Here is a 24,400-nt window from a genome sequence, read left to right on the forward strand (position 1 = left end):
CGAACTCAGTAGTGAAACGAAACAGCGCCGATGATAGTGTAGCATTTGCTATGTGAAAGTAGGACATTACCAGGCTTCAAATTGTAGAAAGCCCGAATCTAACGATTCGGGCTTTTTTACGTCTGCAGAAAAGTGAAATGTGCGTAATTAACACACACTCACATCAACACCTAGCCCGCAGGGCGGGCAAGCATAGCGACTCCCGACGTTAAAATCACAACAAGAATCCTCAATACCCCAGTCGGCCAATAAATTAGCATTTGCTACGTGACTTTCTACTGCTGTGGGCACTATGACATTACACAAGCTTCACATTGTAGAAAGCCCGAATCTAACGATTCGGGCTTTTTTATGCTTGTAGAAAAAGTGATTCAGGTATTCCTCTATAGCGGAGTGTCTCTTAGTGAATAATTCACTTAATTTAACGAGTTAAAGTGCTCGCTGATGCGAGCGTAGCGACTCCCAACGTTAAAATCACATCGAGAATAACTACAGTGTTCTTATTTCACGATCTGGATTATCCGCTACTGGGGTATTAGGCATTACATTTTTAGTAACGACAGCACCCGCACCCACAATACTGTTTTCACCAATACTCACACCCTCTAAAATAATTACACCTGTGCCAACCCATGCGTTATTGGCTAACGCGATAGGCGCTGCAAAGTTTTCTTACTAAGCCTTTTTGCTGGATTAGTAGCATGTGACACAGCTAAAAGCTGAACTTTCGGGCCAATTAAGCAGGCATCACAAATGGTGATTAAATAATTGGCCAGTGGCTAGTTGAGGTGTGTAATTAATATTTATAAAAGTAGGATTGTTAATGAAGGCTGAGATATTTAGTCGTTAATCGCTATTTAGTAGTTTTACCTAGTTGTCTTGTTCTAAATTTTATATAGATACTTCTAATAAAGTACTTAAGAAAACTGTACTATTACAGGTGTTTTAAAATAACTATAACGAGAAACATATGAAATTATTAACTGCAGCAACCTTAATAGTTGCTTCATCGACAGCTTTTGCACGCCCTGCACCGTTAGTGTCTATTCCTACTCATAATGCCTTTTTTAATAGTATTGCAGCGCATTGCGGTAAAGCTTTTGAAGGTGAAGTAGCGGTAGATAACGCGAAAGGGCCAAGCTCATTTACAGATAAAAAGCTGGTTATGCATGTACGTAAATGTAGCGAGACTGAGTTACAAGTGCCGTTTCATGTAGGAGACGATGCATCACGTACGTGGATCATAACTAAAACGGGGAGTGGCTTAAGTTTAAAGCACGATCATCGTCATAAAGATGGAACTGACGACGCATCAACCATGTATGGTGGCCATACGCTTGATGCAGGGTCTGCGCAAATACAGTCGTTTCCAGCAGACCAATACTCTAAAGAGTTATTTGTAAAACAAGGCATTGCACAGTCTGTAGGTAATACATGGCAAATGTATATTTACCCAGAAGTATTTACTTATCGATTAATTCGCCAAGGACGTGAGTTTAAGGTGGATTTTGATTTAACGAAACCGATTACTCCACCATCAGCACCTTGGGGTTATAAAGACTAAGGTTACTTACCCTTGTTTGTATCTTCTTTAGTTTCGCATTGTAGTAAAACATTTAAGGCTGGTTGGTAGGCTCGTGGTTTAGTTGGAAAGCGTTCGTATTCTTGCACGCCTTCTAGGACCTTTAACATAAAGGTTCTGCCACGACATAACCTATCTGCATGGCGCAGTAAAAACATACTTTGATTAGCGAAGTGTTTGTAATCGTCTGACTGTATTTCTATTTTATAGTTGTCTTCGCCAATTTTAGTTTGGTAGTAATGTACTTTATTATCAAAGTCGTATGATTTTTCTTTTTCGACAGTTTCGGCAAATACAGTGCCGACGCTCGAAAGGGCCACCAATGCGCTGCCAATAACTAAGCGTGGTGTATTTAATCCTTTCATAAAAATGTATCCTTTAATTTGCGAACTTAATACCCATTAACTACTCATACAAGTTCGATTTCTTTATCTTTAGTCTAACACCCAAAAAGGGATAATGTGATGTTCAAACAAATAAAGCAGCTTTTTGCTGTATTCGATGATCAGGAACCTAGTATAAAGCAGCATGATTTAAAAACAGCAGTTGCGGCATTGCTTATAGAGGTTATGCGTGCTGATACTAAGCTTGACCATAATGAACAACAAACCCTGACTGTAACCTTAAAAAAATACTTTAATTTAACAGATTCAGAAGTTGAAGAGCTAACCACTAACGCAGCAAGTAGTTTAGAAGGCGCTATTGACTACTTTCAGTTTTCAAAACAAATTAATGAGCATTGTAGTGCAGTTCAGCGCATTGAAATAATAGAACTACTATGGCGCTTGGCCTATGCTGATGGCGAAATAGATCCGCAAGAAGACTATGTAATACGTAAAGTAGCTGGGCTTTTATATGTAACGCATACAGACTTTATCGCCGCAAAAATAGCGGCGACAAAGTAATTAGTTATTTGGTAAGGCGTACTAAATTATTTTAATTTACTTGCTACGCTTACTAACTGATGAGCAAGTGCTGATACTTTTTCAGCTGTAACAGGTTCATTAATTTGGCCATTTTCATCAAGCAACGTGTGTACAGCGGGTATTGCAAGTTGATCTGCAAGTACTAACGACCCAATACCACTTAATATATCACGTACATGATTTAAACCGCGTAACCCGCCAAGCCCGCCTGGGGATGCTGAAAATAAAGCGACTACTTTATTGCGAAAAGCTGGAACCGCACCTTGCTCTGTACGTGAGGCCCAATCAATAGCATTTTTAAGTGCAGCGGTAATGGAACCGTTGTACTCAGGACTTGCTAGTAAAATACCATCAGCTGCACGTAGTTTATCTTTTAAAAGCTGTACATCGCTTGGTGTACCTTGCGCTTCAATATCTTCGTTAAATAGTGGGATGTTTAATTCGTTTAGTTTTATTACTTCTACTTCAGCACCTGTTTGTAGAGCAAAACGTGCTGCCTCATTAATAATTTTTTGATTAAAGCTTTCTTGTCGAAGACTTCCTGCTAGGGCGATAATTTTTGGTGCTGACATGCTAGTGACCTTTTAGTGTTTAAACTTACAACGCTAATGTAGCAAAATTTTGCTTGTAGAAAACCCCAATAAACGCAACACTTGTGTGCGTAAATGCACATAAGTATAAGGTAAGCAGAATGGCGATTAAATTTGAAGATTGGCAAGACGTTAAAGTGGCGTTTGAAGTGGCGCGTTTAGGTACGTTAACGGCGGCCGCAGAAGAGCTTAATGTGCACCACAGCACAGTGCTTAGACGAATTAATAATCTTGAAAAAAACTTAAATGCACGGCTTTTTCATCGCCATGCCCGTGGTTACAAGGTTACTGAAATTGGCACCAAGTTATTTGCAACGGCGCAAACTATTCATAGCTCCTTAGAGCAGTTACATAACGATATAGCAGCAGCCGATAGCACCCTTAGAGGGAGTTTATTACTAACGACGGTAAGTGGTTTTATGGATGTACTTGGTGATGTATGTGAGCAATTTCAGGCGCTACATCCGCAAGTGCAGTTAGAAGTTATTTTAGAACAAAAAAGGTTAAGGCTCGATCACGGACAAGCGCATATTGCAGTGCGTGCAGGCCCAAGACCTGATGAGGGCGATTATATTGCTCAGCATTTGGCGCAGCTTTCGTCTGGCTTGTATGCTAATAAGCGTTACATTAATAAGTACGGCATGCCTAAATTATTAAGTGATTTACAGCAACATAATTTTGTATCGGGTGTAGCGGGTTTTAATGCCCGCGTGCCTTATTTTGCATGGGCTGATGAACATATTCCTGCATCGCAAATTAAGCTGCGAGTATCTGAAACCGCAGAAGCGACTCGTGCAATAATTAAAGGGCTAGGCATTGGCGGATTACAGCATGACGTAGCGGCGCAATATTCTGATTTAGTACCTATATTACACAGTGAGTTAAGCTGGCCTACCGATGTATGGTTAGTCACGCATCACCTAGTACATCGCACTGCTAAAGTACAAGCTTTTGCAGGGTTGTTAAAAACACACTTTAGTAAGTTAGCTGCTAATCAATAGTTTTAGCAGCATTTTAGCTGTGTTTTAAATGATTATAGTGTTTTTTTTACTTCTATGCCTAGGCGTTTAGCCAAGCGTACTAAGTTAGCTCTATCTAATTCAAGTACTCTTGCTGCTGCTGACCAGTTGTAGTTATGCTTCTTTAATTGCTCGGTAATTACGTTGTATTGCAACGATTCTACAGCTTGCTTTAAAGGTTGGTTGATCAAGGTGTTGGTTGTACTTTGGCTTGCTACTAGAGAGTTTTGTGGCGCACTTGGGGTTAAATCACAGTGCTCGCTTGTAATGGTTATTATTGGATTTTGCCATTGGCTTTGTTTTGCTTTTAGGGCGCTGCGGCTAATGACATGTTCAAGCTCGCGAACGTTACCTGGCCAGTTGTACTGATTAAGCAGTACTTGCGCTTCAGGGCTTAGTTTTAATTGTTTTATCCCTAATTTACGGGCTGTTTGCTCAATAAAATAACCAGCTAAGAGTGTTATGTCGTGCTCGCGTTTACTAAGTGGTGGCACAGTAATAGGGTAGACACTGAGGCGATGGTATAAATCGGCTCTAAAGCGACCTTGAGCTACTTCTTCTTTTAAGTTTCTGTTGGTTGCAGCAACGACGCGTACATCTACGTACTTTGGCGTGTCTTCCCCTACCGTTTGTATTTCGCCACTTTGTAGCACTCGTAATAGTTTACTTTGCATGGCCAGGGGCAGTTCGCCTATTTCATCTAAAAATAACGTGCCGCCATCAGCTAATTGAAATTTACCCTGGCGCGAATTTTGTGCGCCTGTAAAAGCCCCTTTCGCATGACCAAAAAATTCACTTTCAGCAAGGTTCTCAGGAAGTGATGCACAATTTAAGTGAATAAGCGGTTGATCTTTTCGAGCTGAATTTAAGTGAATATTACGCGCTACAAGCTCTTTCCCTACCCCTGTTTCACCTAATATAAGCACGCTAAAGTTAGATGCTGCAACGAGTTTAATTTCGTTTTTAAGTGTTTGCATTAGCGGACTTTGACCAATAATTTCACCGCCGTCCCGTGTTAACGCTTCACGATTTAGTTCTTGCACTAATGCACTTGAGTGCTGTGCATGCTGTTTGTAATGGGCAAGCTCTAAAGCTGTTTTAAAGTGCGCACTACACAGCGTTTGTAAGGTATTGAGTGTATCAGCGCTTATGCTGTTAAATGCATTGGCGTTAAGGCTATCAAACGTAAGTACGCCAAGTAGTGCGTTTTTATCATAAAGGGGTAAACCTAAACATGCATGTACCGGTATGTCGCCGGTTTTAGCTAATAGCAATCCGTCGTATGGATCGGGTAGTGGGCAGTCGTGCGCAAATTGTAGCGCGAGTGTGCTTTTGCAAATAGCTTCTAGGCGAGGGTGCTCTACTATTTTAAATCGTCTGCCAAGGCTGTCGGACATTAACCCTTTAATTGCCAGTGGTTTTAATTGCTCGCCCTGAAGCACTAATAACGCACTTGCATCACTAGGAATCACCCGCTCAACCGTTGCTAGTAATTGATCAAAACTATGCTCGTGCAGTGTACTTTGAGCAAGCTCTAGAGCAACTTGGGTAAGGTTGAATTGCTGGTTCATGTCAAAATGACCTGTTTGTGTTTTTGTGAGTTAATTTATAGTAGGTCATAAAGACTTATAGTGTAAAGTGATTTAATTTAACTTATTGAATTTAAATGAATAAAATTATTGGCACAGTATGTGTAATAGCTAAGTAACGTAGTTAGTTACAGAGATCGCCATGAACACACTAATGCTGAATAATTTAAATAATCAAACACAGTTTAGTTCACTATACGAAACAGTATTATTTGCTGCCAATACTGCATTAGCTGTGAGTTTAGTGTGTATTACGGCAAGTATTTTAATTAGCTACCCGTTTGCTGAGTACTTTTCCATGGCGGTGCAAGTATCAGCTCATATTGGCACTATTGTTATTGCTGCTATTTTAAAAGTAAGTTACGTACTGCGCTGTGTTGCACAACATGGTTTAGGGCAAGAGGTACGATAATGCGCCCTATAAACTTAACTGAGCCAATGCCAGCCCGCGTTGCTATTCATCAAGTATCTCAATGGCCATTATGGATGCTCGCTTTTAGACCTTTCTTTTTAGGCGGTGGCTTATTGGCATTTTTTTCGGTGGGGTATTGGCTACTTATTTTAACAGGCCATGCAAGTTGGCACTCATCGATACCTGCGACATTATGGCACGCGCACGAAATGCTGTTTGGCTTTGCAGGAGTTGTAGCTGTTGGCTTTTTACTTACCGCTGCACAAACATGGACAGGCGTACCGAGCATAAGTGGGAAAGCCCTTATGTGGCTTACGTTTATATGGCTTGCAGCGCGCTTAGCCTTTTTTGTGATATTGCCTGATATTGCTCATTTTAATTTATATGCTGCACTTACATTACAAGTTATTTGGTGGCTAGGCGCCATAGCAGTACTGGCTAATATGTTATTAAAAGCCAATAGCAAAAGTAACTATCCGTTTTTAGCTATTTTAGCTGTGCTTTGTGGGCTCAATGTATTGTATTTAATACTTGTTTTAAAACAAAACATGCAGCTTGCACTTGGTGTGGTTGATACCGCAGTACTGGTCATTACTTTACTAGTTGGCATTGTTGCGGGTCGCGTTTTACCATTTTTTACCGCTAAAGGTCTAGGTTTAACCGCACAAGTTCGCACTCCTAAAATAGATAAAGCGGTGATGTATTTATCTATTTTGGCTATCACTTTATTTTTCATCAACAAGTTGTTTTTGAACACGATTAATCCTGCGTTAGTTGTTGCAACTGTTGCTGCGCTTCACCTGGTCAGGGCAGGTTTTTGGTGGGATAGCAAGGTATTGAGAGTGCCGTTGTTATGGTCTTTACATTTTTCCTACTTAGCGTTAGGCGTAGGGTTAATGATGGTTGCATTTAGCTTTTATAGCAGTGCAATACAATTTAAAGATGCGCTGCACTTAATCACTATTGGCACAATAGGTATGATGATTTTAGCAATGATGACGCGTGTATCACATGGTCATACAGGGCGGACACTCGCTATTCCTCATTACATGGCTGTTGCTTTTGCGTTTTTGCTTGTGGCCGCTATTACTCGTTCATTACTCCCTTTTATTATTGGGCCTCACCTTGCTTGGCAAATAAGTGCTTTGCTGTGGTTAGTGGCTTTTTCATTATTTTTAATTCACTGCACACCTATATTAACGCGGCGTCGTGTTGATGGGCGTCGTGGTTAGTTCATCCATAGGAAACACATATGTTATCTGATAAAACCATTGAGATTGTAAAAAGCACAGTTCCGTTATTAGCGCAGGCGGGTACGGTTGTTACCGATCATTTTTATAAGCGTTTATTTAGCCATAATCCTGAGCTTAAAAATATTTTTAATATGGCGAATCAAGATACAGGTCGTCAGCAATTTGCACTTTTTAATGCATTGGCTGCGTATGCACAAAATATTGATAATTTAGCCGTATTAAAAGAAGCGCTAACACGTATTAATCATAAGCATACAAGCTTGAATATTTTACCTGAGCATTATCCTATTGTAGGTGCGCATTTAATTGGTACTTTAAAAGAGCTTATTCCTGAGCAATTTACTCCCGATGTTGAATACGCTTGGCGCGAAGCTTACGGCGTACTTGCTGATATTTGTATAACCGAAGAAGCTGCTTTGTATGAGCACAGTAAAAATAAACACGGTGGTTGGGCGGGAACTCGCCAATTTGAAATAACCAACAAACAGGCTGAATCAGAACTAGTAACGAGCTTTACACTTACGCCAGTTGATGGCGAAGCTGTTATTACACATAAACCAGGGCAGTATTTAGGTATTAAAGTTAAGCCAGAGGGCGCTGAATATGAAGAAATTCGCCAGTATTCTATTTCGCAAAAAAGTAACGCTAAAAACTACCGTATTAGTGTTAAAAAAGAGCTACAGCCAAAGCCTGGCATGGTGTCTAATTATTTACACTCATTAGAGCAAGGCACTATTGTTGAGTTATACCCGCCGGCAGGAGACTTCTTTTTACGCAATAACACAAACCCAGCGGTACTCATTTCAGCAGGTGTTGGGCAAACGCCAATGCTGGCTATGCTTGAAACGTTATTAAGTGACAACTCTAATCAAGAGATTATGTATTTACATGCCTGCGAAAATACTCAGCAGCATTCGTTTTCAAAATATTTAAATGAGTTAAATGCAGTTTATAACCGTTTACAAACAATGACGTGGTTTAACCAAGCGACAGAGGGCGCTGACTTTACTGGGTTAATGAACCTAAACGCAGTACAAGCACAGCTACCATTGAGTAATGGTGACTTTTACTTATGTGGTCCTGCCGGTTTTATGGCATTTATAAAAAACCAGTTACTTGAATTAGGTGTTAAAAACGAGCAGATTCATTATGAAGTGTTTGGTCCGCATCAAGACTTGTAATAACGCTTTAAAATAGAAAAAGGCGCGCAGCGATATGCTGCGCGCCTTTTTTATTAATTTATAAACATTAATAAAGTGCCTTATAACTCTTTACAGGTAACACCTTCAAGTACTGTAGTAAGCTCTTTTTTAGGATAGTAAAGCTCGCATTGGTTATTACGTAGTTGCAAAATAAACTTCTCAGATTTTATATTATGCGCGCCCATAATTACTCTGCCATCAGACCCTTTACTCATTGCATGATCAATTAGCAGTTCGCTACGTTTAGTAAATACCGAATCGGCAAGTGTTACTAATGTGCCTCCCTTAGCTTGTTGAATTGCCTGTTGTAGTGTTGTAATAACACTGGGATTAACGCTCGTTAATATAGCGGGTTTAGCAGGCTCATTATCTACACTTTGGCATCCGCCTAAAGCGAGCAAGGTGGCTAATGGGAGTAATAATTTAGCCATTACCTTTCCTCACCCAGCGTTGGCCAAGTTAAGTCCATATTACGCTGGGTAAATTGTACCGGCATATTTAAAGGAATGAGAGATTCACGAGAGCTTGAAAAATTAGCTGGTTCTGCTTTTGCAGCAGCCGTTCTAACTGGACAACTGCCATTTTCAACATGAAATAATGCGGTGGCTAAAACGGCCTCGTCACTGTCGCCTAACTGATGATCAAAGTCGTCCTCAATTTCACAACCTTGAACATCAGCATCAAATTGTGGAGTAGGGGTTGGTGTAAAACCCGCAGCGTATTCGCCAAATCCTTTGCTATTTACGCCACTAAACTGAATAGTGTAATAGGTTGTTGCGCAGTTATGAGTTGGGGTAAAGCCATAGGGCTTACCGCAGGTTGTGTCGCCAATTAAAATAACTTCTGCGTCTATACCTTTTAAACCATTAATAAAAGCTTCTGATGCCGAACAGGTGCCTGATGTGCTTAATACATAAACCTTTGATAGGTTTAAATCAGGTAGGTTTTCACCTGTGCTAAAAAAAGTAGAGTAATCTATTTCTTCATCAATAAATGGAAAAGGCGAATCAACAGGTTGTTTATCGTTTTGTTGAGTTTGATAATAAAAGCGGTTGTTAACGTTGGCATTACCGGCAACCATATAAGCTAATTGTGCCGACAGTGCTAATAAACCACCACCGTTATATCTAAAGTCGATTACAAGCTCATCAATACCATCGGTTTTAAACTTATTTACCGCATCAATAAGTCCTTCTTGGGCAATGCTTATATGGCTATTAAATTGCATGTAACCCACGCTTGAACCATTTGCGGTTGTAATCGTTTTAACATTTTGAACAGGTGTTTGTTCAATATTACCAGCGGTTACATTAAATGTTTTTTCGGCGCCATCGTTACTGCGTACAACAATAGTATGTGAGTCGCCGTTAGTAGGACTAAATAAACCTTCGTTAAGCGTATCTACACCCGACTCTGTATTGGTATTAATGCTAACACCGTCAACTGAAAGTACAGTATCACCACGTTGAAAGCCTATTTGGCTTGCAGGTGAATCATCTTCAAGATAAGCGACGCGTAAAATACGGTCGGCTGTATCGCCAATAAACGCCCAATTTATACCGTAACCAGAAGTAACGCCCGATTGCGCTTCTTGAAAGTAATCTTCAGTAGGTTCTGAAAAATGAAAGTTATCTTTTTTTGCCCCTGAGTCGGTAAGCTGCTCTGTTTTTAATTGAGCGAAGTAATCGGCTACTGTTGTAAAGCTTTCAGGGTCGTTATCGGCAATCTCATCATACCAAAGGTAGGTTTCGTCGCTCCAAGAGCGAAGCCAGAGCTTTTCATAAAGGGCAGAACCCGCTTGATCTGGGTAGGGGTTGTTGTTATTAAAGGGATCGTTACCCGTACGAGGGGTTTCGCAAAAGTTTTTTAAATCGTTAGAGGGCTCAAATACCGCCGCTGTCCATGTTGGGCTGCTACTAACAGGTGTTGTAACTACAGGAGCAGAGTCGATACCGCCTCCGCCGCCACAACCCGTTAAAGCAAAGCCCGAAAGTGCTGCAAAAATGGCAAGCGAGGTTTTATTATTTTTAAACATAGTTAAGGACTTTCTGTAAATAAGTTGTTTAAAATATTACAACACTCGCTCGTTTATTCAACATTTATAACTTTGATTTATGTAAATGAGTGTTAAAGCTTAGAGCTTGCTCGCACTACTTGTATCTGCAAATGCTTGCTTTTTCCACGCATTAAATAACTTTTGCTGTTTATCAGAGATTTTTAAACCGTATGTTTTCTGCATGTAAGCGTAAGTGTCGGCTATACGTTTACGTGCATAGACAGGCGGTTCAACTACACGTTGCTTAAAGTTTACTTTTACTTCGCAGCGACCATACTGTGTGGCGTTTTCGCTAAGCATGCCAAAACGATAATTAGAGCGATCGGCATTAATTTCGCCAATAGCTGGCGCTAAGTTATTTATATCAGCTTCCATTTTTCTAAATTTAGCACTTACTTTACGGCAGTTTTTACGTCCGCCATCTTGCCAACATTGTAGCTGATGACCAAATTCCCACGCCGGAACAATATGTTCCCACTCAATGCGTAGTGCTCGCACATTTACTTTGCCTGAGCGGGTAAGTGTATTTCGAGGAATGTAACCACAGTTAGAAGGATCAGGAACGAGTTTTTTGCCTTCTTTTTTAATATCACAACCGCAGTAAATACTTTTGGCGTTGTCAGGGAGGGTTTTAATTAAATGTCTTTTAGCTGTTGAAAAACGGGTAAATTGTTCGGCTGATACCGAAACGCACACACAACAAGCCAGTAAGGCCAGAATAAATCGAGTCATATCCATCACAAATGTGAACTACAGGAACAGGCAGTTTAAAGCCTTGAAGATAAAAGATAAAGTTAACTTAAGGCCTGCACTTATATTACTAAAAAGTGTCCGATTAATTTTTTATTCAAAGTTATTTTCACTATTCATTTATTTCTTACTATTTATCGTATTTTAACCACACAAGATTATACGTTAAGGAGTATGCTTAAAGCTTACTCAATATGGGGATTTGGATTGCAAATGAAATTTGTTGATTATTATGCAGTGCTTGGAATATCGCCTGATGCAGACGATAAAGCGGTTAAAGTAGCTTATAAAAAGTTAGCCAGAAAATATCACCCAGATGTAAGCAAAGAGCCTCAAGCAGAAGATAAGTTTAAAGAAATAGCAGAAGCTTACGAAGTCATTCATAACAAAGAAGAACGCACTAAATACGACGAGTTACGTCGTCATCAACAAAATCGTGCTCGTCAACAGCAAGGTAATTATGGTGGTAACAATGCCTCATCGCAAAGTAATTATCAGCAAAGCGATCCTCAAACCGATCAAGAGTTTTCTGATTTTGTTAATTCAATGTTTGGCGGCGCCGGTGGATTCAATCGTTCCGGGCAGAGCAGAAGTAACGCCGCTCGCGCGCAAAAAGGACAAGATGTGGAAATAGAGTTCCCGATTTTTCTTGAAGAGACTTTAGTTGATACCGTTAAGCCTGTTGAGTTTATGTTACCGCAGCGAGATAGTAGTGGTCGTGTCTCTGAAATTAAAAAATCACTTAAAGTGAAAATTCCCGCAGGCTCAGTAAATGGCGAACGAATTCGACTAAAAGGGCAAGGCGGATTAGGGTCAGCGAACGGGCAAAATGGCGACTTGTACTTACAAATTAGTTTAGTGCCCCACCCATTATTTGATGTTGAAGGTCATAACCTAAATATAGTCGTCCCTCTTGCACCATGGGAAGCGGCTCTTGGTACAAAAATAAATTTACCTACGTTGGCAGGCAAAATCCAATTAACTATTCCATCTAATAGTCAGTCTGGCCAACGCTTGCGTATTAAAGGCAAGGGATTAATGAGTAAAAAAGCCAAAGGTGATTTATTTGCTGTGCTTAAAATTGTTAATCCAACATCTGTTGATGATACCAGTAAAAAACTGTGGGAAGAATTAGCCGAAAAAGCTCACTTTGATCCCCGTAATAACTGGAGCAAGCCATAATGCAAATTATCGTGACACAAAAAGATGATTTACTTACTAGCAAAGAGCTATGTTTGAGTAGTGATATTAGCGAAGCAATTTTATATGAGCTAGTTGAGCACAATATTGCGGTTCCAATTGAGGGGAAGCATGTTACGCAGTGGCAATTTACGGTATCTGCAGTGACCTTAGTTAAAAAAGCGGCCCGTATTCAACATGACTTTTCGTTAGATTGGTCGGCAATAGCTTTAGTTTTACAATTGCTGGATGAGCGTGATGAGTTGATTTTCGAAAACGAAATGTTAAAGCGACATTTGAGTCGATTTAAACACTTGGAATAAAATCTGCCCTTGGGTACTTCCTAGGGCTTATTTACTCTTTGGTGAGAGTGCGCTAGTTCTTAAAAATCAATATGACTACTTTGATTTATTCTTACTTTTAATTCGGATAAATCGTTTTAGTCGTATGTTTTGCATAAGTAGTAATATTCCACTTAGGCAAAAAAGTACGCTGGTTGCTGCAAAACTAATAAGCAGCGGATTATTAAAATCCTCTCGCTCATCGTAATCCATAATATGTAACATCCAAAAAAAGTCGAAAATTCGCCATAGTGTGCTGCGAACGGTGACAACTCTGCCGTTATTTTCTGACAAGTACAGTGTTGTGTTAAATGTGTCGTCAAATTGTACCTGCCAAACATTGGTTTTATATCCAACTTCTCGCATACCTTGCTTTAGCAGTACAGCGCTTGTCACTTGAGCATCAATAAGTAGGTGTGCTTTAGCATTTGCGGTAATTTGTATTTTAGTTGGCGGCTCAAAAGGCCGGCCTGTTATACCGTTAAAGCTTTGCTGTTCATCTTTATTTATTACTGTAATTATAGGTGTGGTTAAAAAGTTCTCAAAAATTATTTGTGTTGGATTAACCACCTGAGATGCAATATCGTTAAGGGAGGCAACATAATCAGCCTGCGTAAATGGGTTATTAAGAGTACGTGTTGCAAGATGCTCCCCATGAACTTTATCAAGAGGAATAGCGCTCATGACTAAACCGCCTAATAGCCAAGCTAAAATTTGTAATGTGAGCAAATAACCGAGCCATTTATGTAACTTGCGAGCATACTTAAATATTTTTTTATTCATGTTTTAGTCTTATTATTTTTAGAGGCTAGTTTATTACATTAATGGGATTAGTTACTGCGACATTTTGTCGCAGTTTAAACTATAGCTTACTGTAATCATTTAAAAATAAAAAAGATTACACTTAAATTGCTAACATGACTTATTTGTTTAATTGAGCTGAGTGTTTGATATCCAGCTAGCTTTAAACGCTAAAAAATACTTAAAAGCTGCGAAATATCTATATAAAGTGGTTAATAGAGCATAGTTGATTTGGTATAACGGTAAAACTGCGTTAAAGTTTGCAATGAAATTATTAGAGGATAAATACGAAACGATGTCGGAAATTCAATTTTTAAATGTAGATCTTGAGCTTGAATCAAAGCAAGATATTAGTTTGCTAGTGGCAGACTTGAAAAAAGTCGCGACGATTTTACATTATGACAAAGACGAATACCGTCAATTAGCGCGTATTGAAGCAACAGGTGTAGTAAACACGCCTGACAAAGCAATAAACCATATATGTGAGCTTATTGAATCGTGTTCGCGTAACGCGCTAAAGCAATGGTTAAGCTGTTCACGTAGAACGTTTGATATTGGTTTTGAATCAGGCACTTCCCCTAAGTGCTTTAATCAAGCCTTAGATGCAGATACATTACTACGTATATCTGCGATTGGTGCGGGTATGGAAATTACAATTTACCCAATCGAAAAGTAACTATCTTCGCTCTACGACTGCTGCGGTCATTTTTGATACGCAGCACAGCTCATTGCGGCTATTTGTAATTTTTATTTCCCACACTGAACTACGTTTGCCAATATGAAACGCTCTTGCCGTTGCTGTTAAAGTGCCGTTGCGAGATGCTTTTAAATGACTTGCGCTAATTTCCTGCCCCACGCAGTAAAATTTTGTAAAATCGACAACAAAGTTAGCTGCATAGCTGGCAACTGTTTCGGCAAGTACAACGTTAGCACCGCCGTGAACCATTCCCATTGGGTTATGATGCTCAGGAATTGCCGGCATAGTGGCTACTAAGTAATCATCACCAATTTCAGTGACTTCTATTCCCATGGTTTTCATTAATGTTCCTTGGCCATCAATGCCTTGTTCTAACTGCTTGCACAGCTCTAAAGTGATGGGCTGGTACCAAATACTCATAATGACTCCTTTGCTTTTTTAATCATTTATAAACCTAGCGTTAGTTATATCCCTAAAATGTACACAAGTGAAATTACTTTGGCTATTTTAAGGCTTAATTTAAATTTGCGATTTTTATTTAACTGTATATACTCACAGTTAAATGTACTGTATGGAAAACCAGTTGTATGCGACCATTAACGAACCGCCAAGCTCAAATACTCGAACTAATTAAAGTTTTTATTAAAGACACTGGTATGCCTCCTACACGTGCTGAAATAGCGCAAACATTAGGTTTTAAAAGTGCCAATGCTGCTGAAGAACATTTAAAAGCACTTGCTAAAAAAGGCGCAATTAAAATGAAACCAGGTGCAAGCCGTGGTATTCAGTTAATTGAAGAAGAAGAGCCAGAACAATTAGGTTTACCGCTTATAGGGCGTGTTGCTGCTGGTTCACCTATTTTGGCGCAAGAGCACGTTGAAAGTCACTGCAAAATCGATCCATTAATGTTTAAACCGGCTGCAGATTTTTTACTACGCGTTAACGGTATGAGCATGAAAGATATTGGTATTATGGATGGTGATTTACTTGCTGTACATCGTACTCAAACCGCTGAAAACGGGCAAGTTGTTGTTGCCCGCCTAGACGAAGACGTAACTGTAAAACGTCTTGAGAAAGCGGGTCGTAAAGTATTACTTCATGCTGAAAACGACGATTTTGAATCTATTGAAGTAGATCTTGAGAATGAGTCTTTTAATATTGAAGGCTTAGCCGTTGGCGTTATAAGAAACGCTGATTGGATGTGACTTTAAAAATAGCTTTTAAACAAGCAGTTTTATAAATGCGTACTAATTAGTACGCATTTTCTGTTTTAAATTCGCACTAAAAATAGGGCATAAATAGCTCACTGACAATTTAAGCTGTAAACTTTTTTGCACTTATATTTTCCCCCTCCGAATGCGTTAAACCCCTTTGTTTTGCTCATCTTTTGAACTTCCTGTTACCTAGTTGGTTACTGATTTTTTATTAATTACTCAATATCACCTGATTGTTTTTTATACTAAAACTTGCTTGTTGTTCATTTTTTAGCTAATTATTAATGTGCTGAGCTAATAATAACTCACAGCTTTTTAGTTTTGAGAACACACAATATACACAAACCCGTTGTTGGCGCAGCAAAACCAATCAATATTAAATGAGATTGACTAAAAAAATAAAAATAACGAATTGGCGTTTAAGCCGTATGCCTCTTCGCTTTGCATTCGCAATAGCATCAAAGGAGCCGTCACATGGGTAAACTGACCTCTACCTTGTGGCTTATATTATGTGTTTTTTCGCACCCAGTTTTGGCTAACAGCCAATACAATATGCGCAAAGGCGTAACCGATATAAGCAATAATGTATATCAGCTGCACATGACCATATTTATAATATGTTGTGTGATTGGGGTGATAGTGTTCGCAATTATGTTTTGGGCACTTATTCATCACCGTAAATCTAAAGGGGCTGTACCTGCCCAATTTCACGAAAGCACTAAAGTAGAAATACTTTGGACTGCAATCCCGTTTGTTATTTTAATTGCTATGGCAGTACCAGCCACTAAAACCCTAATTGCAATGGAAGATGCCAGCAAAGCTGATCTCACTATTAAAATTACAGGCTCGCAATGGAAATGGCATTATGAATATATGGGTGAAGATGTAGAGTTCTACTCTATTTTATCTACCCCGCAAGATGAAATAGCGAATCTTGCAGATAAAAATCCTAACTACTTACTTGAGGTTGATAAACCTCTCGTACTGCCAATAAATCAAAAAGTACGATTTTTAATGACTTCTGACGATGTTATTCACTCTTGGTGGGTACCTGATTTTGCAGTTAAAAAAGATGCGAATCCCGGCTTTATAAACGAAACATGGACGAACATAAACGAAGAAGGTACTTACCGAGGCCAATGTGCTGAGTTGTGTGGTAAAGATCATGGCTTTATGCCCGTTGTGGTGGTCGCTAAATCTGAGGCTGATTTTAAAACGTGGCTTGCAGATGCAAAGCAAGCTAAACAAAAAGCAGCATTAGCAGATGCCGCATTACTTGATAAAACCCTCCCAAAAGAAGAATTAATGACTTTAGGCGAACAAGTATATATGGCCAATTGTGCTGCATGTCATCAGCCTACTGGCATGGGGTTACCGGGTGTATTTCCTGCACTTAAAGGCAGCCCTATAGTGCTTGGCGATATAAAAGATCACATTGATGTAGTTATCCATGGGCGACCCGGTACGGCAATGCAAGCATTTGCCAAACAGTTATCTATAAAGCAATTAGCAGCGGTTATTACTTATAAACGTAATGCGTGGGGTAATGATACGGGTGATGTTATTCAACCGAGTCAAATACAGGCAGCACTTGATGCCAAAGTGGAGGCGAACTAATGAGTAGCATAGTAGAACAATCTAACGCCAATGAAGCTCATCATGCTCATCACCCAGCTAAAGGTTTTAAACGCTGGCTTTACACAACTAATCATAAAGATATAGGTAGTTTATATTTAATTTTTTCGCTGACCATGTTCTTAATTGGTGGTGGAATGGCCATGGTGATCAGAGCTGAATTATTTCAACCAGGTTTACAGTTGGTCGATCCTCACTTTTTTAATCAAATGACCACAGTGCATGGTTTAATTATGGTGTTTGGTGCGGTTATGCCGGCCTTTACAGGCCTTGCTAACTGGATGATACCACTCATGATTGGCGCGCCAGATATGGCATTGCCAAGAATGAATAACTGGAGCTTTTGGATTTTACCGTTTGCGTTTTTAATCCTATTGGCATCGTTATTTATGCCTGGTGGGGGTCCTGCATTTGGTTGGACTTTTTATGCACCACTGTCTACAACATACAGTAATGATAATACTGCATTGTTTGTATTTGCCGTACATATTATGGGGATTAGTTCAATAATGGGCGCAATCAATGTGATTGTAACCATAGTGAACTTACGTGCCCCAGGCATGACATGGATGAAGTTGCCCTTATTTGTATGGACGTGGTTAATTACTGCCTTTTTATTAATAGCGGTAATGCCAGTGCTTGCAGGAGCTGTCACTATGGTACTTACCGATAAGTATTTTGCGACCAGCTTTTTTGATGCCGCAGGCGGTGGCGACCCGGTGATGTTCCAACACATTTTTTGGTTTTTTGGTCATCCCGAAGTATACATAATGATTCTTCCTGCCTTTGGCATTATATCTACAATAGTACCTACCTTTTCTCGTAAAAAACTTTTTGGCTATGCCTCAATGGTATACGCCACATCCTCCATAGCACTATTGAGCTTTATTGTATGGGCTCATCATATGTTTACCACTGGGATGCCGGTCGCTGGCGAGTTGTTTTTTATGTACGCGACCATGCTTATATCGGTACCTACAGGAGTAAAAGTATTTAATTGGGTTGCCACAATGTGGAAAGGCTCAATAACTTTTGAAGTGCCAATGCTTTTTAGTATTGCGTTTATTGTGCTGTTTACCTTAGGTGGCTTTTCGGGTTTGATGCTGGCAATTACACCTGCTGACTTTCAGTACCACGATACTTATTTTGTAGTGGCGCATTTTCATTATGTATTAGTAACAGGGGCTGTGTTTTCGATAATGGCAGGTGCTTATTATTGGCTACCCAAATGGACAGGCAACATGTTTAATATCACGCTAGCTAAATGGCATTTTTGGCTATCGCTGGTGAGTGTGAACGTACTGTTTTTTCCTATGCATTTTGTAGGGCTTGCCGGTATGCCGCGTCGAATTCCCGATTATGCACTTCAATTTGCCGACTTTAACGCAATCATAAGTATTGGTGGATTTGCCTTTGGTTTATCGCAATTGTTGTTTGTAGCTGTGGTAATTAAATGCGCGCGTGGCGGTGATAAAGTGCCTGCAAAAGTATGGGAAGGGGCAGAAGGGCTTGAGTGGGAAGTTGACTCTCCAGCGCCATATCATACTTTTTCTACGCCGCCGGTAATTAAGTAATGACACACGCACCGCTACTCAAACGTTTGGTACTTATTTGCATAGGCATGTTTGCCTTTGCCTTTGCTTTAGTACCTTTGTATGACGTGTTTTGTGATGTAACAGGGCTTAATGGAAAACCTTCGCTTGAGCAAGCAGAGCAAAGTACACAAATAGTACAAAACCGAGAAGTCGGCGTTAGCTTTACTACTCACGCACAAAGTGGTGCACCGTTTGAAGTTAAATCAAAAGAATACAGTGTAGTGGTAAAACCCGGTGCAATGCGTGAAGTAATGTTTAGTGCTAAAAATAACAGCAACCTAGATAAAGTAATGCAGGCTGTACCATCAGTCTCGCCAGGTAAAGCGGCAAAGTATTTACACAAAATAGCCTGTTTTTGCTTTGATCAGCAACCTCTAAAAGCAGGGGAAGAACTTGAATTTAAATTACTTTTTTATGTTGATACCGCACTGCCGAGCGATATTGAAGAATTAACTTTATCTTATACCGTATTTGATATTAGTGAACAGCTGGTGGCAAGTAACAACTAGCTTTTTAAACTAGTGTGAAACTAGGAGTAAATAAAATGAATCAAGAATATGAGCATTATTACGTACCTGAGCAAAGCCCATGGCCTATTGTAGGTGCTGTTGCATTGTTTTTTATTGCAGTAGGGGCAGGCTTGACTGTTATGAGTGTAGGTAAAGAAGGTGGTAGCGGGGTTTATCTGCTTTATGCCGGTATTGCTGTACTTGTGTATATGTTGTTTAGCTGGTTTAAAAATGTAATTAATGAATCGGACCAAGGTTTGTACTCAGCACAAATGGATCGCTCTTTTAGACAAGGTATGAGCTGGTTTATTTTTTCTGAAGTTATGTTTTTTATGGCCTTTTTTGGTGCGCTTTTTTATGCACGCGTATTGTCGGTACCTTGGCTTGGAGGCGCAGGCAATAATGCAATGACTAACGAGGTTTTATGGCCAACTTTCGAAGCTGTTTGGCCGCTAGTTTCAACACCTGCTGGTGAAACTACTCAAGCTATGGGCTGGCAAGGCTTACCGCTTATAAATACCTTAATACTGCTTACTTCCTCAGTTACTTTACATTTTGCCCACGTAGCGATGGAAAACAATAAACGCACTCCACTTAAAGTTTTTTTAGGCGCTACTATTTTATTGGGCGTTTGCTTTTTAGGGCTGCAAGTTGAGGAGTACATGCATGCATATAATGACCTTAACCTAACGCTAGATGCGGGCATTTACGGTAATACGTTCTTTTTATTGACTGGTTTTCATGGCATGCATGTAACGTTAGGAACCGTACTTTTATTTGTAATATTTTTACGGATATTAAAAGGGCACTTTACTAAAGATAAGCATTTTGCTTTTCAAGCAGCTGCTTGGTATTGGCACTTTGTTGATGTGGTGTGGCTGTGTTTGTTTGTATTTGTATATGTGCTGTAGCGTTTATTGGCGAATTATTTGCTTTAATAAAACCAAGTTTAAGCGCTGCAATAACAACAACTAAAACAACGACCGAAAACAATACGCGACGACCTAAAAAGTGAGACATAGGTCGTCCCCCAGTTTTCCCTGACACCATAATAAACAATGCTCTAAATAAGTTAAAAAGTATAAATATTAACAACAGTACGATAATAATTTTAATAATCACTGAGTTGACCCTTTATGCAGTTAGTTTTATGGCACAAACAAAAGCTTAGTTCACTAATCACACTTTGTATGGTTGTGGTTGTTGTACTTGTGTGTGTGCGACTAGGATTTTGGCAGTTGGAGCGGGGTGAGCAAAAACAGCAGCAACTAACCGCTATTGCTAAGCAACAGACTCGTGGTGTGATGAGTTGGTCTCAATTACATAACCTGCCTGATAGCTGGAACAAAACAGGTGTATTGGTTGAGTTAAAAGGGCGGTTTGTACAAAACCAATATTGGCTTTTAGATAATCAAGTTTATAACGGACAAGTAGGGTACGACCTACTTGCTTTACTAAAGCCAGCCAGCGAAGAAAAAGTGATTTTAGTTAATTTAGGATGGGTAAAAGCGCCTATATCTAGAGATACACTGCCAAAGGTTACTCTGCCTACAGGTGTTTTTATTCTTAAAGCGCAAATAAAAGAAAATAACCTAAGTAGCTTTACGCTTGAAGATAAAACTATAAATAACGACTTACCTACAAGAATCCAATCTATCGACTTGAATATGCTGAACACTCAAAGCCAGCAATCATTAATTAATTTTATGGCTTACAGACAAGGTACTGGTGATGAGATTGCAACACCTCATTATGAGGCAGTTGTTATGAGCCCTCAAAAGCATAATGCCTACGCTGTGCAATGGTTTTTAATTGCTATTGCATGTGCTGTTGTGGCTATTTTTGCGAGTAAAAAAAGGACACATAATGAAAAATAACCCCCTTGTGTTGTTTGTGGGCTGCTGCGCTATCCCATTAATTTTGGCATATGGCGCATTAAAGTTTGATTGGTTGCCTACTGCAATTACTAATAATGGCGAGTTTTTAAGCCAAGAAATAAAACTTAAAAATTGGCCGCAAAATAATCCCAAGCAATGGACTATCGCACTTAATTATTCAAACGAATGTAACACCCCATGCAGCGAACAACTCAATGCACTTAATAATTTATATGTGGCACTTGGTAAAAACCAAGGCAAGGTTGATATGGCTGTAATGGGAAGTCCCGACAATAAAAACCTACCATGGAAAATTATTACCGAGCAACAGAGTTTAAATCCTGCAAGTTTGTATTTGATTGATCATATGGGGTTAGTGGTACTTGAATATCCCTTTAAGGTCGAGCCACAAGAAAACCGTTTAGTACAAAAAGGGTTATTAAAAGATCTAAAAAAATTACTTAACTATTCTCGTTCTAGCTAACTAAGTTGAGCTTAAGTTGGAGTATCTGATGTATAAAAATTATAAAAACTTAGTATTAATAACAGGATTACTCGCTTTGATTGTAGTTGCTTTAGGTGCGTACACCCGCTTAAGTGATGCAGGTTTAGGGTGCCCCGATTGGCCTGGTTGTTATGGTTTTTTAACGGTACCTAAGCATGAGGCTGACATAGCCTTAGCAACTCAAAGCTACCCCGATATGATGTTCGAAACCGCAAAAGCGTGGAAAGAAATGATTCATCGCTACTTTGCAGGTGCTTTAGGCTTACTTATTTTAGGTTTATTTGTGTTGGCTTTTTTAAAACGCCAATATCCAACTACGCCAGTTAAATTGCCTTTGGCTTTACTTCTACTAGTGGTGTTTCAGGCTGCTCTTGGTATGTGGACAGTAACCATGAACCTTCAGCCGCTTATTGTAATGGGCCACTTATTAGGTGGCTTTAGTATTTTGTCACTTATAACGCTTTTATATTTACGGCTAACCGCAAAACCTATTATGGGTGGCGATAGCGGCGCAAAACGCTATTTCGGTTTAAGTTTAGTAGCGCTCAGTGTATTAATTATCCAAATTGCACTTGGTGGTTGGCTGGCTGCAAATTACGCCGCTCCACATTGTAGTGGTTTGCCATTGTGTAATTACGCACAACCGTTTTCATTGAGTAGCGTATTTCAATTACCACTTGAGCACAGTAATTATGAGTTTGGTGTGTTATCGCAGCAAGCGCGTATGTCTATTCATTTATTACATCGCATTTGGGCACTCGTTACTTGCATTGTTCTGGCGTTAATTATGTGGAAAATATACAGCCAAGCGTACTCTAAAAAAATTAAAAATTGCGTTGTGAGTGTATTACTTGTTCTGCTTTGCCAAATTAGCTTAGGGCTTATTTTAGTACATTGGCATATTCCGTTGGGAGTTGCACTGGCGCATAACTTGATGGCAGCCATACTGTTATTAAGCATGGTTAGGTTGTGTTATTACCTAAAATCACGCACATAAAGGGGAAATATGATGGCACTTATAATTGATAAAAAAATACTGCTACCCGTTAATACTCAATCGCTAATTTCGCGTACTCATAGTTTGCTGCAAGACTACTTAGCAATTAGTAAATTTAAAGTGGTAGCCATGCTGGTACTAACAGCTTGGGTTGGTTTAGCGCTGGCTCCCGATGTAGGGCGCGGTATGGTCGTACAGTTTATTAGCTTGTTAGGTATAGGGCTACTTTCTGCTGCTGCAGCGGTTATTAATCATGTGGTTGATAGCGAGATAGACTCAAAAATGGCGCGGACTCGTCATCGCCCTGTGGCTAAAGGGCGTTTAAGTAAAACACATGCGCTTAGTTTTGCAGCTGTTATTGGGGTTGCGGGTTTTATTATGCTGATGGTGTGGGCTAATACCTTAACCGCTATATTAACGTTATTTGCATTGGTAGGTTATGCATTTGTTTATACATCATTTTTAAAGCGTGCAACGCCGCAAAATATTGTTATAGGTGGGTTGGCTGGCGCAATGCCTCCATTATTAGGTTGGGTGTCAGAAACAAACCAAATGGCAGCAGCCCCTTGGTTACTCGTAATGATAATATTTACCTGGACCCCACCACACTTTTGGGCGCTGGCTATAGCACGAAAAAGTGATTATGAACGCGCTAAAATCCCTATGTTACCAGTAACCCATGGTATCGATTTTTGTAAAACGTGCGTCGTTGCTTACTCTGTTTTACTCGCTGTTGTTTGCGTATTACCTTATTTAATCGGTATGTCTGGATTAATCTATTTGATAGGTGCATGTGTATTAAATGCCGTGTTTATATATAAGGCGGTCAATTTAAAAATTGCTGGAAATGATGAGACTGCAATGGACTTATTTCGTTTTTCGATTATTCATTTAATGGTACTCTTTGTAATCTTATTTATAGATAAATGGCTCACTTTATGAAGCAGTTATGGCTTGGATTAATTGTTATTTTAGTTTCGTTTTTATCAGCATGTTCAAATGAAAATAGTCCACCAGATGTAGATGCATTAGTTTACGAAAATGCAAAGCCACTGTCTGATTTTACGCTAAACGATCAGCGCGGTGAATTAGTGACTAAGCAACAATTTGTAGGACAGTGGAATTTAGTATTTTTAGGCTATACAAGCTGTCCAGATATTTGTCCATTAACACTTGCTAAGTTAAATGCTGTTTATAAAAACTTACAAGCAGATTATCCGCTGCAAATTTGGTTTTTATCGGTCGATCCAAAACGCGATACACCAGCTAAACGAAAGCAATATATAGATTACTTTAACCCAGACTTTTTAGCTGTATCAGGGGAACATAAACACCTTTTTCCTGTTGTTCGAGAGCTTGGTTTAATTTACGCCATTAGCGATAGTAGTGAATCAGAATATGCTGTTGATCATAGTGCCTCGGTCGCTATGGTTGATCAAAATGGAGCCGTTAGAGCTATTTTTAAACCAGAATTTAAACAAGGTAGTGTGCCATTAATTAATGCGACGACTTTAACTGAAGAGTTTAAAAAAATAGCTGATTACTATAAAAACTAGTTTTTTACTTTTTACCAATTTTAAAGGAGCTTTAGGCTTAATGCCAGTCAGTTAAGCTGACTGGCATTTTTCTTTTTATGGGGATACTTAGATGGTTTTGGCTTAACCCATCGGG

At 39.5% G+C, this 24,400-nt stretch carries 28 protein-coding genes and 1 pseudogene; 19 read left to right on the top strand and 10 right to left on the bottom strand.

Annotated features, from left to right (window positions below; genetic code table 11):
• Window positions 1-489: 489 nt before the first annotated feature.
• A pseudogene (locus tag I6F54_RS19345) lies at window positions 490-825 on the bottom strand (sugar O-acetyltransferase); the annotation flags it as partial.
• Window positions 826-970: 145 nt separating this feature from the next.
• On the opposite strand from I6F54_RS19345, the gene I6F54_RS19350 reads away from it, so the two are divergent.
• The gene (locus I6F54_RS19350) at window positions 971-1,564 is read left to right on the top strand and encodes a hypothetical protein (protein WP_197142722.1); all 594 of its coding nucleotides are present in this window, start codon (window positions 971-973) and stop codon (window positions 1,562-1,564) included.
• A 2-nt stretch (window positions 1,565-1,566) separates the two neighbouring features.
• Here I6F54_RS19350 and I6F54_RS19355 read toward each other — a convergent pair whose 3' ends face one another.
• Window positions 1,567-1,947: a hypothetical protein gene (locus I6F54_RS19355; RefSeq protein WP_165741122.1), complete on the bottom strand. Its 381-nt coding sequence runs from the start codon at window positions 1,945-1,947 to the stop codon at window positions 1,567-1,569.
• A 99-nt stretch (window positions 1,948-2,046) separates the two neighbouring features.
• Between I6F54_RS19355 and I6F54_RS19360 the strand changes: the two genes are divergently transcribed.
• Complete coding sequence (locus tag I6F54_RS19360) at window positions 2,047-2,487, top strand: tellurite resistance TerB family protein (RefSeq protein WP_165741123.1); 441 nt, start codon at window positions 2,047-2,049, stop codon at window positions 2,485-2,487.
• Window positions 2,488-2,513: 26 nt separating this feature from the next.
• Here I6F54_RS19360 and I6F54_RS19365 read toward each other — a convergent pair whose 3' ends face one another.
• The gene (locus I6F54_RS19365; protein ID WP_165741124.1) at window positions 2,514-3,080 is read right to left on the bottom strand and encodes an NADPH-dependent FMN reductase; all 567 of its coding nucleotides are present in this window, start codon (window positions 3,078-3,080) and stop codon (window positions 2,514-2,516) included.
• Between the two features lie 119 nt (window positions 3,081-3,199).
• Between I6F54_RS19365 and I6F54_RS19370 the strand changes: the two genes are divergently transcribed.
• Window positions 3,200-4,099 (top strand): LysR family transcriptional regulator, encoded by a 900-nt coding sequence (locus tag I6F54_RS19370; RefSeq protein WP_165741125.1) that lies wholly within the window; start codon window positions 3,200-3,202, stop codon window positions 4,097-4,099.
• Between the two features lie 32 nt (window positions 4,100-4,131).
• Here the strand turns inward: I6F54_RS19370 and norR are convergent, their stop codons facing one another.
• Window positions 4,132-5,688, bottom strand: a complete 1,557-nt coding sequence (norR, locus tag I6F54_RS19375) for a nitric oxide reductase transcriptional regulator NorR (protein ID WP_008138686.1) — start codon at window positions 5,686-5,688, stop codon at window positions 4,132-4,134.
• Window positions 5,689-5,848: 160 nt separating this feature from the next.
• Here norR and I6F54_RS19380 point away from each other — a divergent pair, with 160 nt between their 5' ends.
• From I6F54_RS19380 to hmpA, 3 genes are read left to right on the top strand one after another with little or no spacing between them, the layout of a single operon-like run.
• Window positions 5,849-6,118, top strand: coding sequence for a hypothetical protein (locus I6F54_RS19380; RefSeq protein WP_007584928.1), 270 nt, complete (start codon window positions 5,849-5,851; stop codon window positions 6,116-6,118).
• Window positions 6,118-7,350, top strand: a complete 1,233-nt coding sequence (locus I6F54_RS19385) for an NnrS family protein (protein ID WP_165741126.1) — start codon at window positions 6,118-6,120, stop codon at window positions 7,348-7,350. The genes I6F54_RS19380 and I6F54_RS19385 overlap by 1 nt, the downstream gene beginning before the upstream one ends.
• Window positions 7,351-7,370: 20 nt before the next feature.
• Window positions 7,371-8,552 carry an NO-inducible flavohemoprotein gene (gene hmpA, locus I6F54_RS19390; protein ID WP_165729063.1) on the top strand — a complete coding sequence of 394 codons (1,182 nt, stop codon included), beginning with the start codon at window positions 7,371-7,373 and terminating at the stop codon, window positions 8,550-8,552.
• 80 nt (window positions 8,553-8,632) lie between these two features.
• On the opposite strand, the gene I6F54_RS19395 is transcribed toward hmpA, so the two are convergent.
• From I6F54_RS19395 to I6F54_RS19405, 3 genes are all read right to left on the bottom strand, one after another.
• Window positions 8,633-9,004, bottom strand: a complete 372-nt coding sequence (locus I6F54_RS19395; RefSeq protein WP_197119874.1) for a hypothetical protein — start codon at window positions 9,002-9,004, stop codon at window positions 8,633-8,635.
• Window positions 9,004-10,608, bottom strand: a complete 1,605-nt coding sequence (locus tag I6F54_RS19400) for a S41 family peptidase (RefSeq protein ID WP_197119875.1) — start codon at window positions 10,606-10,608, stop codon at window positions 9,004-9,006. Before I6F54_RS19400 ends, I6F54_RS19395 begins: the two co-directional genes overlap by 1 nt.
• Window positions 10,609-10,707: 99 nt before the next feature.
• On the bottom strand, window positions 10,708-11,361 hold the full coding sequence (locus I6F54_RS19405) for an endonuclease (protein ID WP_197119876.1): 654 nt from the start codon (window positions 11,359-11,361) through the stop codon (window positions 10,708-10,710).
• Window positions 11,362-11,592: 231 nt separating this feature from the next.
• Here I6F54_RS19405 and I6F54_RS19410 point away from each other — a divergent pair, with 231 nt between their 5' ends.
• Entirely contained in the window at window positions 11,593-12,561 is a 969-nt protein-coding gene (locus I6F54_RS19410; RefSeq protein ID WP_007584935.1) for a DnaJ C-terminal domain-containing protein, read from the top strand.
• Window positions 12,561-12,881 carry a chaperone modulator CbpM gene (locus I6F54_RS19415; RefSeq protein WP_007584937.1) on the top strand — a complete coding sequence of 107 codons (321 nt, stop codon included), beginning with the start codon at window positions 12,561-12,563 and terminating at the stop codon, window positions 12,879-12,881. Before I6F54_RS19410 ends, I6F54_RS19415 begins: the two co-directional genes overlap by 1 nt.
• A gap of 75 nt (window positions 12,882-12,956) precedes the next feature.
• Here the strand turns inward: I6F54_RS19415 and I6F54_RS19420 are convergent, their stop codons facing one another.
• Window positions 12,957-13,682, bottom strand: a complete 726-nt coding sequence (locus I6F54_RS19420; RefSeq protein ID WP_024591693.1) for a membrane protein — start codon at window positions 13,680-13,682, stop codon at window positions 12,957-12,959.
• A gap of 313 nt (window positions 13,683-13,995) precedes the next feature.
• Between I6F54_RS19420 and I6F54_RS19425 the strand changes: the two genes are divergently transcribed.
• Window positions 13,996-14,376, top strand: a complete 381-nt coding sequence (locus I6F54_RS19425) for a hypothetical protein (RefSeq protein WP_008138697.1) — start codon at window positions 13,996-13,998, stop codon at window positions 14,374-14,376.
• Here I6F54_RS19425 and I6F54_RS19430 read toward each other — a convergent pair whose 3' ends face one another.
• Complete coding sequence (locus I6F54_RS19430; protein ID WP_007584940.1) at window positions 14,377-14,817, bottom strand: PaaI family thioesterase; 441 nt, start codon at window positions 14,815-14,817, stop codon at window positions 14,377-14,379.
• Between the two features lie 167 nt (window positions 14,818-14,984).
• Here I6F54_RS19430 and lexA point away from each other — a divergent pair, with 167 nt between their 5' ends.
• The 5 genes from lexA (at window position 14,985) to I6F54_RS19455 (ending at window position 20,261) form a co-directional block, all read left to right on the top strand.
• The gene (gene lexA / locus I6F54_RS19435; RefSeq protein ID WP_007584941.1) at window positions 14,985-15,602 is read left to right on the top strand and encodes a transcriptional repressor LexA; all 618 of its coding nucleotides are present in this window, start codon (window positions 14,985-14,987) and stop codon (window positions 15,600-15,602) included.
• Window positions 15,603-16,085: 483 nt separating this feature from the next.
• Complete coding sequence (coxB, locus tag I6F54_RS19440) at window positions 16,086-17,228, top strand: cytochrome c oxidase subunit II (RefSeq protein ID WP_024594300.1); 1,143 nt, start codon at window positions 16,086-16,088, stop codon at window positions 17,226-17,228.
• The gene (gene ctaD / locus I6F54_RS19445; RefSeq protein ID WP_165729067.1) at window positions 17,228-18,820 is read left to right on the top strand and encodes a cytochrome c oxidase subunit I; all 1,593 of its coding nucleotides are present in this window, start codon (window positions 17,228-17,230) and stop codon (window positions 18,818-18,820) included. Before coxB ends, ctaD begins: the two co-directional genes overlap by 1 nt.
• Entirely contained in the window at window positions 18,820-19,350 is a 531-nt protein-coding gene (locus tag I6F54_RS19450; RefSeq protein WP_002959612.1) for a cytochrome c oxidase assembly protein, read from the top strand. The genes ctaD and I6F54_RS19450 overlap by 1 nt, the downstream gene beginning before the upstream one ends.
• Window positions 19,351-19,385: 35 nt before the next feature.
• Window positions 19,386-20,261, top strand: coding sequence for a cytochrome c oxidase subunit 3 (locus I6F54_RS19455; RefSeq protein WP_024594298.1), 876 nt, complete (start codon window positions 19,386-19,388; stop codon window positions 20,259-20,261).
• On the opposite strand, the gene I6F54_RS20480 is transcribed toward I6F54_RS19455, so the two are convergent.
• The gene (locus I6F54_RS20480) at window positions 20,164-20,472 is read right to left on the bottom strand and encodes a DUF2909 family protein (protein WP_076916441.1); all 309 of its coding nucleotides are present in this window, start codon (window positions 20,470-20,472) and stop codon (window positions 20,164-20,166) included. The genes I6F54_RS19455 and I6F54_RS20480 overlap by 98 nt on opposite strands.
• Window positions 20,473-20,486: 14 nt before the next feature.
• On the opposite strand from I6F54_RS20480, the gene I6F54_RS19465 reads away from it, so the two are divergent.
• Genes I6F54_RS19465 through I6F54_RS19485 form a run of 5 tightly spaced genes read left to right on the top strand, consistent with a single transcriptional unit; the run spans window position 20,487 to window position 24,285 of the window.
• Window positions 20,487-21,227 carry an SURF1 family protein gene (locus I6F54_RS19465; RefSeq protein WP_165741167.1) on the top strand — a complete coding sequence of 247 codons (741 nt, stop codon included), beginning with the start codon at window positions 20,487-20,489 and terminating at the stop codon, window positions 21,225-21,227.
• A complete protein-coding gene (locus tag I6F54_RS19470; protein ID WP_007584950.1) occupies window positions 21,217-21,711 on the top strand; it encodes a hypothetical protein in 495 nt (164 codons plus the stop codon). The genes I6F54_RS19465 and I6F54_RS19470 overlap by 11 nt, the downstream gene beginning before the upstream one ends.
• A 28-nt stretch (window positions 21,712-21,739) precedes the next feature.
• On the top strand, window positions 21,740-22,729 hold the full coding sequence (locus I6F54_RS19475; RefSeq protein ID WP_007584952.1) for a COX15/CtaA family protein: 990 nt from the start codon (window positions 21,740-21,742) through the stop codon (window positions 22,727-22,729).
• Between the two features lie 12 nt (window positions 22,730-22,741).
• Window positions 22,742-23,671, top strand: coding sequence for a heme o synthase (cyoE, locus tag I6F54_RS19480; RefSeq protein ID WP_197142724.1), 930 nt, complete (start codon window positions 22,742-22,744; stop codon window positions 23,669-23,671).
• Window positions 23,668-24,285, top strand: a complete 618-nt coding sequence (locus I6F54_RS19485; RefSeq protein WP_165729070.1) for an SCO family protein — start codon at window positions 23,668-23,670, stop codon at window positions 24,283-24,285. The genes cyoE and I6F54_RS19485 overlap by 4 nt, the downstream gene beginning before the upstream one ends.
• The last annotated feature ends 115 nt before the right edge of the window (window positions 24,286-24,400 follow it).

This window comes from Pseudoalteromonas sp. SWXJZ10B, from assembly GCF_015864475.1.
GTDB lineage: Bacteria > Pseudomonadota > Gammaproteobacteria > Enterobacterales > Alteromonadaceae > Pseudoalteromonas > Pseudoalteromonas arctica.